General features: G+C 73.7%; 11 protein-coding genes and 2 tRNA genes. 10 read left to right on the forward strand and 3 right to left on the reverse strand.

Features of this window, described 5'->3' with window-relative positions; genetic code table 11:
* Window positions 1-72: 72 nt before the first annotated feature.
* Both IE332_RS13240 and IE332_RS13245 read left to right on the forward strand, forming a co-directional pair.
* Window positions 73-2,706, forward strand: a complete 2,634-nt coding sequence (locus IE332_RS13240; RefSeq protein ID WP_229928567.1) for an ATP-binding protein — start codon at window positions 73-75, stop codon at window positions 2,704-2,706.
* The gene (locus tag IE332_RS13245; RefSeq protein WP_189916021.1) at window positions 2,699-3,373 is read left to right on the forward strand and encodes a response regulator; all 675 of its coding nucleotides are present in this window, start codon (window positions 2,699-2,701) and stop codon (window positions 3,371-3,373) included. Before IE332_RS13240 ends, IE332_RS13245 begins: the two co-directional genes overlap by 8 nt.
* Window positions 3,374-3,705: 332 nt before the next feature.
* On the opposite strand, the gene IE332_RS13250 is transcribed toward IE332_RS13245, so the two are convergent.
* Window positions 3,706-4,974 (reverse strand): amidohydrolase family protein, encoded by a 1,269-nt coding sequence (locus IE332_RS13250; protein ID WP_189916022.1) that lies wholly within the window; start codon window positions 4,972-4,974, stop codon window positions 3,706-3,708.
* 261 nt (window positions 4,975-5,235) lie between these two features.
* Here IE332_RS13250 and IE332_RS13255 point away from each other — a divergent pair.
* The 8 genes from IE332_RS13255 to IE332_RS13290 all read left to right on the forward strand — a co-directional run bounded on the left by IE332_RS13255 (window position 5,236) and on the right by IE332_RS13290 (window position 10,134).
* Window positions 5,236-5,308, forward strand: a tRNA-Thr gene (locus IE332_RS13255).
* A gap of 43 nt (window positions 5,309-5,351) precedes the next feature.
* Window positions 5,352-5,424, forward strand: a tRNA-Met gene (locus IE332_RS13260).
* A gap of 83 nt (window positions 5,425-5,507) precedes the next feature.
* Complete coding sequence (gene rpmG, locus IE332_RS13265; protein ID WP_006604855.1) at window positions 5,508-5,672, forward strand: 50S ribosomal protein L33; 165 nt, start codon at window positions 5,508-5,510, stop codon at window positions 5,670-5,672.
* A gap of 131 nt (window positions 5,673-5,803) precedes the next feature.
* Window positions 5,804-6,262: a MaoC family dehydratase N-terminal domain-containing protein gene (locus tag IE332_RS13270; protein ID WP_189916023.1), complete on the forward strand. Its 459-nt coding sequence runs from the start codon at window positions 5,804-5,806 to the stop codon at window positions 6,260-6,262.
* Between the two features lie 5 nt (window positions 6,263-6,267).
* Window positions 6,268-6,690, forward strand: coding sequence for a MaoC family dehydratase (locus IE332_RS13275; protein WP_189916024.1), 423 nt, complete (start codon window positions 6,268-6,270; stop codon window positions 6,688-6,690).
* A gap of 103 nt (window positions 6,691-6,793) precedes the next feature.
* Window positions 6,794-7,357: a TetR/AcrR family transcriptional regulator gene (locus tag IE332_RS13280; protein WP_229928568.1), complete on the forward strand. Its 564-nt coding sequence runs from the start codon at window positions 6,794-6,796 to the stop codon at window positions 7,355-7,357.
* A gap of 109 nt (window positions 7,358-7,466) precedes the next feature.
* Window positions 7,467-8,918 carry a DHA2 family efflux MFS transporter permease subunit gene (locus IE332_RS13285; protein WP_189916025.1) on the forward strand — a complete coding sequence of 484 codons (1,452 nt, stop codon included), beginning with the start codon at window positions 7,467-7,469 and terminating at the stop codon, window positions 8,916-8,918.
* Window positions 8,919-8,988: 70 nt separating this feature from the next.
* Window positions 8,989-10,134 carry a UDP-N-acetylmuramate dehydrogenase gene (locus IE332_RS13290; RefSeq protein ID WP_189916026.1) on the forward strand — a complete coding sequence of 382 codons (1,146 nt, stop codon included), beginning with the start codon at window positions 8,989-8,991 and terminating at the stop codon, window positions 10,132-10,134.
* On the opposite strand, the gene IE332_RS13295 is transcribed toward IE332_RS13290, so the two are convergent.
* A complete protein-coding gene (locus IE332_RS13295; RefSeq protein WP_189916027.1) occupies window positions 10,131-11,210 on the reverse strand; it encodes an adenosine deaminase in 1,080 nt (359 codons plus the stop codon). The two genes, IE332_RS13290 and IE332_RS13295, sit on opposite strands and share 4 nt — an antisense overlap.
* Window positions 11,211-11,438: 228 nt before the next feature.
* A complete protein-coding gene (locus IE332_RS13300; protein ID WP_189916028.1) occupies window positions 11,439-12,686 on the reverse strand; it encodes a pyridoxal phosphate-dependent aminotransferase in 1,248 nt (415 codons plus the stop codon).
* Between the last annotated feature and the right edge of the window lie 31 nt (window positions 12,687-12,717).

Below are 12,717 nucleotides of genomic sequence, written 5' to 3' on the forward strand. Positions count from 1 at the left end.
GACTCCCTCGCCCGAGCCGGCCGACCCGTGTCCGCAGACGTGCACCACCTCCCGATGGAAAGAGCAGTGCCCATGGCCCGCGACCTCACCCCCGGCTCAGGCATCCGCCGCGGCCGGCTGAGGGTGTACCTCGGCTCCGCGCCGGGGGTCGGCAAGACCTACCGGATGCTGGACGAGGCCCGGCGCAGACAGGAGCGCGGGGCGGACGTCGTGGTCGGCTACATCGAGTGCCACGGCCGGCGCCACACCGAGGGCATGCTGGCCGGCCTGGAGGTCCTGCCGCGGGTCCGGCGCTCCTACCGGGACGCCGAGTTCGAGGAGATGGACCTCGACACGGTGCTCGCCCGCCGCCCGTCCGTCGTCCTGGTCGACGAACTGGCGCACACCAACATCCCCGGCGGCCGGCACCCCAAGCGCTGGCAGGACGTCGAGGAACTGCTCGCCGCCGGGATCGACGTCATCACCACCGTCAACATCCAGCACCTGGAATCGCTGAACGACGTCGTCCAGAAGATCACCGGCATCCCGCAGCGCGAGACCGTCCCGGACGAGGTGGTCCGCCGGGCCGACCAGATCGAACTCGTCGACATGGCCCCGCAGGCACTGCGGCGCCGGATGGCCCACGGCAACGTCTACAAGGCGGAGAAGGTGGACGCCGCGCTCTCCAACTACTTCCGGGTCGGCAACCTCACCGCCCTGCGCGAACTCGCCCTGCTCTGGGTCGCCGGGCGGGTCGACGAGGGCCTGCGCGACTACCGGGCCGCCCACCGCATCGACCGGGTCTGGGAGACCCGCGAACGCGTCGTGGTCGCCCTCACCGGCGGCCCCGAGGGCGAGACCCTGATCCGCCGCGCCGCCCGCATTGCCGACCGTACGGCCGGAGGCGACCTGCTGGCCGTCCACGTCACCCGCAGCGACGGCCTGGCCGGCGCCTCCTCCGGGGCGCTCGCCCAGCAGCGGCAACTGGTCGAGACCCTCGGCGGCAGCTACCACGTGGTCGTCGGCGACGACATCCCGACCGCGCTGCTCGCCTTCGCCCGCGCCCACGACGCCACCCAGCTGGTGCTCGGCACCAGCCGCCGCGGCCGGATCAACCGCTTCCTCACCGGCCCCGGCATCGGCGAGACCACCGTGGACGCCTCCGAGGACATCGACGTCCACATGGTCACCCACGAGTTCACCGGCCGCGGCCGGCTGCCCGCGCTCGGCCGCCGCCACTCCCGGCGGCGCACCGTCGTCGGCTACACGGCCGGCCTCGTCCTGCCCTGGCTGCTCACCGCCCTGCTCTCCCAGGCGCACCAGCGGATCAACCTCACCACCGACGCCCTGATCTTCCAGCTCGGCGTGGTCATCGTCGCCCTGCTCGGCGGCGCGATGTCCGCCCTGGTGGCCGCGCTCATCGCCTCGGTGCTGCTGAACTACTACTTCATCCCGCCGATCCACAGCCTGACCATCGGCGAGACCAACAACATCGTCGCCCTGGTGGTCTTCGCCGCCATCGCGCTCACCGTCTCCACCGTGGTCGACCACGCCGGCCGGCTCACCAGCCGGGCGGCCCGGGCCACCGCCGAGGCCGAGACCCTCTCCACCCTGGCCGGCAGCGTGCTGCGCGGCGCCGACGCCCTGCCCGCCCTGCTGGAGAAGTCCCGGACGGCCTTCGGCATGCGGGCCGTCGCCCTGCTCTCCCGGGCCGACGGCGAGGTGCTCGCCCACTGCGAGGGCGAGCACCAGGGCGAGCACCGGACCGCGCGCCAGGGCGAGCACCAGGGCGAGCACCGGAGCGCGCGCCAGGACGAGGACGGCCCGCAGGAGTCCACCGAGGTCCCGGTCGGCGCGGACGCCGTCCTGGTGCTCACCGGCCGCCGGCTGCCCGCCGCCGACCAGCGCGTCCTCACCGCCTTCGCCGCCCACGTCGCCGCCGCCCTGGAACGCGACCGGCTGGCCGTGGTCGCCGCCGAGGTCGAGCCGATCAAGGCCGCCGACCGGATGCGCACCGCCCTGCTCGCCGCCGTCAGCCACGACCTGCGCACCCCGCTGGCCGCCGCCCTCGCCTCGGTCGGCTCGCTGCGCAGCCCCGACGTCGAGTTCTCACCCGAGGACCAGGACGAACTCCTCGCCACCGCCGACGAATCACTGGTCAAGCTCACCCGGCTGGTCGACAACCTGCTCGACATGAGCCGCCTCCAGGCCGGCGCGCTCACCCTGCACCTCACCGAGATCCACCTGGACGAGATCCTGCCCAGGGCGCTGGACAGCCTCCCCGACCCGTACGCGCCGATCCAGCCGCTGGACCTGGACACCGCCCCGCCGGTGCTCGCCGACCCGCCGCTGCTGGAACGCGTGCTCGCCAACGTGATCACCAACGCGCTGCGGTACAACGCCCCCGGCGCGCCCGTCCTGGTCACCGCCAGCCACCACGCCGACCAGGTCGAGATCCGGGTGATCGACCGCGGCCCCGGCATCGCCCCCGAGGACCGCGACCGGGTCTTCCTGCCCTTCCAGCGCCTCGGCGACACCGACAACACCACCGGCGTCGGCCTCGGCCTCGCCCTCTCCCGGGGCCTCGCCGAGGCCATGGGCGGCAGCCTGGAGGTCGAGGACACCCCCGGCGGCGGCACCACCATGCTGCTCACCCTGCCTGCCGCGCACTCCGGGACCGAGCCCGCCGACCTCGCAGCCTCCGGGGAGGAGCCACCGCATGAGTGAGATCCTGATCGTCGACGACGAGCCGGCGCTGCTGCGGACCTTACGGATCAACCTCAGCGCCCGGCAGTACGCCGTCCGCACCGCCGCCAGCGGCGGCGAGGCGCTCGACCGCGCCGCGCACTCGCTCCCGGACGCCGTCCTGCTCGACCTCGGCCTGCCCGACCTCGACGGGATGGACGTGCTGCGCGGCCTGCGCACCCACAGCGCGATGCCGATCATCGTGCTCTCCGGCCGCGGCGACGCCGCCGACAAGGTCGGCGCCCTGGACGCCGGCGCCGACGACTACCTCACCAAACCGTTCCTGATGGAGGAACTGCTGGCCCGGCTGCGCGCGGTGCTGCGCCGCCCGCTGGGCGGGGTCCCGCCCACCCGGCCGGTGATCGGCGACCACGCCGTGGACCTCGCGGCCACCACCGTCACCGGCCCGAACGGCCCGGTACGGCTCACCCCGACCGAGTGGCGGATCCTCGCCCTGCTGCTCGCCAACCCCGGCCGGCTGGTGCCCGGCCGGCAGATCCTGCGCGAGGTGTGGGGCCCGGCCCAGGAGGGGCGCGGCAACTACCTGCGGGTCTACCTCGCCGGGCTGCGCCGCAAGCTGGAGCGCGACCCGACCCGGCCGCGGCACCTGATCACCGAGCCGGGGATCGGGTACCGGTACGTGCCGTAGCGCGCGGCGGGGCGGCGCGCGGTGGAGGTGGCGGGCGGTCCGGGAGCCGGGGCGCCCGGTCGTCAACGGGCCGTCAAGAGCGGGCCGGGGGGCGCCAGGAGAGCGTCAAGGCCGGTGGAGGGCGGTGCTCCGTGGGCGTAGCGTCGGTACCGAAGCGAGCGGGCCCTGCTCCGTGTGGGGGAAGCCCGGGCCCGCTCGCGCCGCCGTCGGGAACGGCGGCCAGCAGGTGGGGGAGGGGCGCGCGACCATTCATCGCGCGCCCCTTTTTGCCCGCTGCTTCCGTTCCCGCCAGCCGCTTCCGGAGGCCGACCCGCCGGCCCCGGCCCGCAGGGTCAGTCCTCGGTGCTCCCGGACTGCCGCGGCAGCGCCAGTGCCACGGTGTCCGCGAACTCCCGCACCGCGCTGGTCCGGCTGACCACCCGGCCGCTGTGCACCACCAGCCGGCTGTGCCCGCCCGCGAGCGCCCCGGCCAGGCTGTCCCCGCGCACCGCCAGCAGCTCCGCCGGGAACCCGGCGTCCACCCGGACCGGCGGCAGCCCGAGCGCCGCCCGGGCCTGGTTCGCCACCGCGTCGTACGCCGCCTCCGGCTCCAGCTCCCCGCCCGCCGCCAGCAGGTACGCCGCCTCCAGCGGATCGGCCCGGCCGACCGGGTTGGACGGGTCGCGCAGCGCCCCGCTGCCCGCCGCCAGCGGAACCCGGGCCTGCGCCAACTCCCGCAGCAGGCCCGGCCGCAGGCCCGTCGACCGGCCCTCCAGCCCGGTGCAGCCGCCGTTCTGCGGCAGGCAGACCACCCGCACCCCGCCGGTCGCCAGCACCGTCGCGGCACCCCGGGCCAGCGCGCCGCACGGCCCGAGCGTCACCCGTGGCCGCAGCGGCGCCAAGGCGCCGACCAGCCGGGCGAGTTGGGCCGCGTCGGCGGCGGTGGTGTGCAGGTCCACCGGGCAGTCCGCCTCCCGGGCGGCCTCCAGCAGCAGCTGCACGTACCCGGCCGGGTCCGGATCCAGCTCCGGACAGCCGCCGGCCGCCGTGGCCCCCAGCTTGAGCGCCTCGCGCAGCTGCGCCCGGCCGTCCGCGCCGGCCCGGCCGGTGAGCAGCCGGGGCATCGCCACCGCCTGCAGCTCGGCCAGCCCCCGCAGTGCCTGCCGGGCGGTGAGCACCGCCTCCAGCCGGCGCAGCCCGTGCACGTCGCCGATCCGGACGTGGGTGCGCTGCGCGGTGGCGCCGTAGCCGAGCGAGGTGAGCGCGGCCTCGGTGACCCGCTGGGTCAGGTCGCCCTGGGTGTCCGGCGGCGGGGCGGGCAGGGCGGCGGAGAAGGCGTCGTCGTAGTGGGCGTGCGCCTCGGCGGGGGCCGGGAGCAGCAGGTAGCCCGTGAGGTCGATCCGGGCGCCGGTGGTGACGGTGGGGGCGCCGGGCAGGGCGGGCAGCGGGCCGAGGCTGCCGACGGTGCCGACGGCCTGGATCCGGTCGCCGCTGATCCGGACGTCCACCACCCGCCCGTCGGCCAGTCGGGCGCCGGTGAGCAACAGGACCGGACCGTGCCCGAGCGGGTTGGCCGCCGGGCCGGGCCCCTGGTGCGGCCCGTCGGCGGCTGCGCTGTCCATCGCCGGCCCCCTCTCGCGCCGGCCCGTGCGGTCGGCCAGTCGATCCCGATCAACCCGATCAATGAGCGTCGAGCCTATGGGGCTCGGGGGCGGGGCGCCGGGAGGCGGGCAATAGTCGTATCGGGTCGGGCCGCCGGGCTCACGGGCCGATCGAACGCCCGGCCTTGGATCGCTCGTCCGCGCGCCCCGCCCACCTGCGGTCTTCGCCGCGGGATACGGATTTCACCTCCGGGCGCGAAACGTGTAATCTCTTCCTCGTTCGCCCCTATAGCTCAGTCGGTAGAGCGTCTCCATGGTAAGGAGAAGGTCTGCGGTTCGATTCCGCATGGGGGCTCTGGTGAGAAGTGGTCAGCCTCGGCTGTGCCACGGATCACTGTGGCGGTGTAGCTCAGTTGGTAGAGCAAGCGGCTCATAATCGCTGTGTCACCGGTTCAAGTCCGGTCACCGCTACCCCGCGTAGTCGGTCGGGAGATCGCACTCCCGGTCGGCTACTCTTGTTGTGTTCTTATTCGTTGTCCAAGGAAGGCACTCCCGTGGCTGCCACCGATGTCCGCCCGAAGATCACGCTGGCCTGCGTGGAGTGCAAGGAGCGGAACTACATCACCAAGAAGAACCGGCGTAACGACCCGGACCGTCTTGAGATGAAGAAGCACTGCCCCCGCTGCAACTCGCACACCGCGCACCGCGAGACCCGCTGACCCTGTCGTAGGGCATCGGGCCTGTGTGAATCAGGTCTTCGACTCCGGGCCGCATCCCTCACGAGGGGTGTGGCCCGGAGTCTTTTCCGTATCCGTCCGCTTCGTGTCCATCCGTGTTCCGAGGAGCTGCCATGGCGCTCGACCCCTCCTTCATCGGGCGTAGTTACCCGCCCACCGAGCCGTACGAGGTCGGCCGGGAGAAGATCCGCGAGTTCGCGATCGCGATCGGCGACGCCAACCCGGCGTACACCGACGCGGAGGCGGCGAAGGCGCTGGGCCACCCGGACGTGATCGCCCCGCCGACCTTCCCGTTCGTGATCACCTACCGCGCGGCCGGCCAGGTCGTCGAGGACCCGGAGCTTGGCCTGGACTTCACCCGGGTCGTGCACGGCGACCAGAAGTTCGCCTACACCCGCCCGGTGCGGGCCGGTGACCGGCTGTCGGTCGCCGTGACCATCGACAACATCAAGTCGCTGGCGGGCAACGACGTGCTCACCGTGCGTGGCGAGGTGACGGACGCGACCGGCGAGCACGTTGTGACGTCGGTCATGACCCTGGTGGCCCGGGCCGCCGACGAGGCGGGGGAGTGAGCGCGATGGCGATCAGCTACGACGAGGTCGAGGTCGGCACCGAGCTGCCGGCGGGATCCTTCCCGGTGACCCGCGACACACTGGTGCGCTACGCGGGCGCCTCGGGCGACTTCAACCCGATCCACTGGAACGAGAAGTTCGCCCTGGAGGTCGGCCTGCCGGACGTCATCGCGCACGGCATGTTCACCATGGCCGAGGCCGTCCGGGTCGTCACCGACTGGGTCGGCGACCCGGCCGCGGTGGTCGAGTACGGCGTGCGCTTCACCCGTCCGGTGCCGGTGCCGAACGACGGGGTGGGCGCGGTGATCGAGGTCTCGGCCAAGGTCGCCAAGAAGCTGGACGACCGCAAGGTGCAGGTCGACCTGCTGGCCACCACCGGCGGGCAGAAGGTCCTCGGGATGTCCCGGGCGATCGTCCGCCTCGTCTGAGAGCGGCGGGACCGGCCCCGGCCGACCCCGGACGGCGAGTTCGCCGGGGTCGGCCGGGGCCGCGCCCTTGCATAGGTAGTGATTGGCCACTAACTTAGAACCCATGGCGAGGTCGAGCATGCGGATGAGCGCGGAGGAGCGGCGCGAGAGCGTCGTCCGTGCCGCGATGATCGAGTTCGCCCGCGGCGGCTACCGGGGCACCTCCACCGAGGCGATCGCCCGTCGGGTGGGCGTCTCGCAGCCGTACCTGTTCCGGCTCTTCCCGGGCAAGCAGGCCATCTTCGAGGCGGCCGCCGAGCGCTGCGTCGAGGAGACCTGGCGGGTGTTCGATGAGGCCTCGGCCGGGCTGACCGGCTCGGCCGCCGCCGAGGCGATGTCCGAGGCCTACATGGGACTGGTCGGGGACCGCGACCAGCTCATGATGCAGATGCAGCTCTACGTCTCGGTGTTCGCGGCGCGGGCGGCGGGCGAGGAGGGCATCGGGGATTCGGCCCGGCGGCTCTGGGAGTCCCTGTTCGAGCGGGTCAGGATCCGGATCGGCGGGGACATGGGGGACGCCACGCACTTCTTCGCGCACGGGATGCTGATCAACACGCTGGTGGCGCTGGGCTTCCCGGAGGACCACCGGATCTGGAGCGGCTTCAACGCGCACGACCCGGCCGAGTAGGCGGGCCGCACGGTGGACTCCGTGCGGCCTCTTTTCGGCCCCAGAAAGTTATTGATCAATAACTACCTAGGATCCGGAAGGCCCGGACCTGGAGGAACTGGGGGAAGTCATGACGGAGAAACCGGCTCTCGGCAGGACCGCGATCTGGACCCTGGTGATCGTCAGCGCGGCGAGCTTCATGGCCGCCCTGGACAACCTGGTGGTCACCACCGCACTGCCGTCGATCCGCGAGGAACTCGGCGGCGGGCTGTCCGACCTCGAATGGACGGTCAGCGCCTACACCCTGAGCTTCGCCGTGCTGCTGATGTTCGGCGCGGCCCTCGGCGACCGCTTCGGCCGGCGCCGGATCTTCCTGGTCGGCCTGACGGTCTTCACCCTCGGCTCCACCGCGGCCGCCCTCTCCCCGGAGATCGGCGAGCTGATCGCCGCCCGGGCCGTCCAGGGTGTCGGAGCCGCGGTGATGATGCCGCTCACCCTCACCCTGCTCACCGCCGCCGTGCCCGAGGCCAAGCGGGGTCTGGCCTTCGGCATCTGGTCGGGCGTCAGCGGCCTCGCCGTCGCCGCCGGGCCGCTGATCGGCGGCTCGCTCACCGAGCACTTCTCCTGGCAGTGGATCTTCTGGGTGAACGTCCCGGTCGGGCTCGTCCTGCTGCCGCTGGCCTATCTGAGGCTCGGCGAGAGCCGGGGCGCGGAGCGCGCCCTGGACGTCCCCGGCACCGTGCTGGTCAGCCTGGGGATGTTCGGGGTGGTCCTCGGCCTGATCCGCGGCAACCCGGACGGCTGGACCAGCCCGCTGGTCCTCGGCGCCCTGATCGCCGGCGTGCTGCTGCTGGCCGCGTTCGTCCGCTACGAGCAGCGCGTGGCCGCCCACCCGATGCTGCCGATGCGGCTCTTCCGCAGCCGCGCGTTCTCCGCCGTCAACGCAGCCAGCCTGCTGATGTACCTCGGGATGTTCGGCTCGATCTTCCTGATCAGCCAGTACCTCCAGGGCGTCGGCGGCTACAGCCCGCAGGAGGCCGGCATCCGGATGCTGCCGTGGACCGCGATGCCGCTGCTGATCTCGCCGATCGCGGGCATCGTCTCCGACCGGATCGGCGGCCGGCCGATCGTGGTCGCCGGGCTGGCCCTCCAGGCCGCCGGCCTCGCGCTGTTCGGCCTGGTCGCGGGCGGCGGCGGCTTCGACTACCTCGCCCAGATCCCGGCCATCGTGGTCTGCGGGATCGGCATGTCGCTCTACTTCGGCCCGACCGCCCAGCTGGTGATGGGGAGCGTCCGGCCGCACGAGCAGGGCATCGCCTCCGGCGCCAACAACGCGCTGCGTGAGGTCGGCGGGGCGCTCGGGGTGGCCTCGCTCTCGGCGGTGTTCTCGGCGCAGGGCGGCTACGAGTCGGCGCAGGCCTTCGCGGACGGGCTGGTGCCCGCGCTGTACGTCGGCGCGGTGGCCGTCGGGGCCGGGGCGCTCGCCGCGGCGTTCATCCCGCGCCGGCGCCGGGCCGTCGTCGCGGCCGAGGCCGCAGCCGGGCGGCCGGTGGCGGACCGGGCCGGAGCCGGCCGGGTCTGAGCGGGCCGGGTCTGAGCGGGCCGGGTCTGAGCGGGCCGGGTCTGAGCCGGTGCGGCCCGGATCCGGGCGGATGCGGGGACGGGTGCGGGGACGGGTGCGGGGACGGGCCCGGGAACGGGTGCGGGGGGAAGGACGGCCGGGGGGCCGCCCTTCCCCCCGTACGCTGGTGGGCGTGCTGGTAGAAAACGACGCCCCCCTCGCCCCGCTCACCACGCTCCGGCTCGGCGGCCCGGCCCGCCGTCTGGTGACCGCCCACACCGACGACGAGGTGATCGCCGCCGTCCGCGCGGCCGACGCGGCCGGTGAGCCGCTGCTGGTCCTCGGCGGCGGCTCCAACCTGGTGATCGGCGACGCCGGCTTCCCCGGCACCGTGCTGCGGATCGCCACCGCCGGCTTCACCGTGGACGGCACCGTGCTGGAGCTGGCCGCCGGCGAGGTGTGGTCGGAGGCGGTCACCCGCGCGGTGCGCGAGCACGGCCTGGCCGGCGTCGAGTTCCTGGCCGGCATCCCCGGCTCGGCCGGCGCCACCCCGGTGCAGAACGTCGGCGCGTACGGCCAGGAGGTCGCCCAGACGATCACCGAGGTGGTCGCCTACGACCGCGCCGCCGACGAGGTGGTCACCCTCTCGAACGCCGAGTGCGAGTTCTCCTACCGCCACAGCCGCTTCAAGGCCGAGCCGGACCGCTACGTGGTGCTGCGGGTCCGCTTCGGGCTCGCCGACCACGACGGGCTCTCCGGCCCGGTCAGGTACGCCGAGGTCGCCAAGCACTTCGGCGTCGCCCAGGACGAGCGGGTGCCGCTGGTCGAGGCGTACGAGGCGGTGCTGAAGCTGCGGGCCGGCAAGGGCATGGTGCTGGACCCGGCGGACCACGACACCTGGTCGGCGGGCTCCTTCTTCACCAACCCGGTGCTCACGGCCGCGCAGTACGAGTCCTTCCGCACCCGGCCGGGCGCCGGGAACGCCCCCGCCTACCCGGCCCCGGAGGGCTGCACCAAGACCTCGGCGGCCTGGCTGATCGACAAGGCCGGCTTCGGCAAGGGCTACGGCAGCGGCCCGGCGACGCTCTCCACCAAGCACACCCTGGCGCTCACCAACCGCGGCTCGGCCACCGCCGACGACCTGCTGGCCCTGGCCCGGGAGATCCGGGACGGGGTCCGCGAGGCCTTCGGGGTGGAGCTGGTCAACGAGCCGGTGATGGTGGGCGTCGCGCTCTAGGCGCTCGCGCTCGCGCTCGCGGTGACGGGCACGTCCGCGGGGGCGTGCCCGTCCGCCAGCCAGGCGTCGATGTCCGCCAGCAGCTCCTTGCGGACGGCCTCCGGCGCCACCGAGCCGCGCACCGACTGCCGTGCCAGCTCGGCGAGTTCGGCGTCGCTGAAGCCCAGGACGTCCCGGGCCAGGTCGTACTGCTCGGCCAGCCGGCTGCCGAACAGCAGCGGGTCGTCCGCGCCCAGTGCCAGCGGCACCCCGGCGTCGAAGAGCCGGCGCAGCGGGACCTCCTCGGGGTTCTCGTAGACGCCGAGCGAGACGTTGGAGGACGGGCACACCTCGCAGGTGATCTGCCGGGCCGCCAGCCGTTCCATCAGCCGGGGGTCCTCGGCGGCCCGCACGCCGTGGCCGATCCGGCCGGCGCCCAGGTCGTCCAGGCAGTCCCGGACGGACTCCGGGCCGGCCAGCTCGCCGCCGTGCGGGGCGGCCAGCAGCCCGCCCTGGCGGGCGATCGCGAAGGCCCGGTCGAAGTCCCGGGCGAGGCCGCGGCGCTCGTCGTTGGAGAGTCCGAAGCCGACCACCCCGTGGTCGGCGTAGCGGACGGCCAGCCGGGCCAGCGTCCGGGCGTCCATCGGGGACTTCATCCGGTTCGCCGCGACCAGCACCCGGATGCCCACCCCGGTGGCGTCGGCGGCGTCGCGCACCGCGTCCAGGATCAGCTCCAGCGCGGGGATCAGCCCGCCCAGCCGGGGCGCGTAGGAGGTCGGGTCGACCTGGATCTCCAGCCAGCGGGAGCCGTCCCGCCGCTCGTCCTGGGCGGTCTCCAGGACCAGCCGGCGGATGTCCGACTCGTCCCGCAGCACCGAGCGGGCGGTGTCGTACAGGCGCTGGAAGCGGAACCAGCCGCGCTCGTCGGTGGCGCGCAGTTTCGGGGGCTCGGCGGAGCTGAGCGCCTCCGGCAGCCGGACGCCGTGCTTGTCGGCCAGCTCCAGCAGCGTGGCGGGGCGCATCGAGCCGGTGAAGTGCAGGTGCAGGTGGGCCTTCGGGAGGCCCCTGACGTCTCGCGGGTTCAACAGGCGTTCCATTCACCGATACTGCCGTATCCGGCCCCCAAACGGGAACCGCCCTCTTCCCGTCCCCCGATGGGGTGAAAAAAGGGCGGTCGCTCGCCCGCTCGCTCGCCTCCGGGCCGCTCGGACCCGGCGTCGACGCTCCTCGCTCCGGCGCGCCTTCGTCGCTGGTCGCTCGTCGCTTTCGACACCGGCGCGGCCCTTCGGCTCGGGGCGAAGTGACACCGGCACGTCGGCTCGACGTCAGTCGCGGGCCTCGCCGAGCAGCTTCTGCATCCGGCTGACGCCCTCGACCAGGTCGGCGTCGCCGAGCGCGTAGGAGAGCCGCAGGTAGCCGGGGGTGCCGAAGGCCTCGCCCGGGACGACCGCGACCTCGGCCTCGTCCAGGATCAGGGCCGCGAGCTCGCCGGAGGTCTGCGGGCGCCTGCCGCGGATCTCCTTGCCCAGGACGCCCTTGACGGACGGGTAGGCGTAGAAGGCGCCCTCGGGCTCGGGGCAGAGGACGCCCTCGATCTCGTTGAGCATCCGCACGATGGTCTTGCGGCGGCGGTCGAAGGCCTCGCGCATCTCGGCGACGGCGTCCAGGTCGCCGGCGACGGCGGCCAGGGCGGCGCGCTGGGCGACGTTGGAGACGTTCGAGGTGGCGTGCGACTGCAGGTTGGTCGCGGCCTTGACGACGTCCGCGGGGCCGATCACCCAGCCCACCCGCCAGCCGGTCATCGCGTAGGTCTTGGCGACGCCGTTGACCACGACGCACTTGTCGGCCAGCTCGGGCAGCAGGGCCGGCAGCGAGGTGAAGGTGGCGTCGCCGTACACCAGGTGCTCGTAGATCTCGTCGGTGAGCACCCAGAGGCCGTGCTCCAGCGCCCAGCGGCCGATCGCCTCGGCCTCGGCCTCGGTGTACACCGCGCCGGTCGGGTTGGACGGCGAGACGAACAGCACCACCTTGGTGTTCTCGGTGCGGGCGGCCTCCAGCTGCTCGACCGAGACCTTGTAGCCGGTGGTCTCGTCGGCCACGACCTCCACCGGGACACCGCCGGCCAGCCGGATCGACTCCGGGTAGGTGGTCCAGTACGGGGCCGGGACGATGACCTCGTCGCCCGGGTCCAGGATCGCCGCGAAGGCCTCGTAGATCGCCTGCTTGCCGCCGTTGGTGACCAGCACCTGGGAGGCGTCCACCCGGTAGCCCGAGTCGCGCAGCGTCTTGGCGGCGATCGCGGCCTTCAGCTCGGGCAGGCCACCCGCCGGGGTGTAGCGGTGGTTCCTGGGGTCCCGGCAGGCCTCGACGGCCGCCTCGACGATGTAGTCCGGCGTCGGGAAGTCGGGCTCGCCGGCACCGAAGCCGATGACCGGCCGGCCGGCGGCCTTGAGGGCCTTGGCCTTGGCGTCCACGGCGAGGGTCGCGGACTCGGCGATCGCACCGATCCGGGCGGAGACCCGGCGGTCGGCGGGGCGGATGGACTGGCTGGGCTGCTGGGTGGAAGCGCTCATGTCTGCATGGTCGCAGAACCGGGACGGGCCG

The organism is Kitasatospora xanthocidica (genome assembly GCF_014656195.1).
GTDB classification, from domain to species: domain Bacteria; phylum Actinomycetota; class Actinomycetes; order Streptomycetales; family Streptomycetaceae; genus Kitasatospora; species Kitasatospora xanthocidica.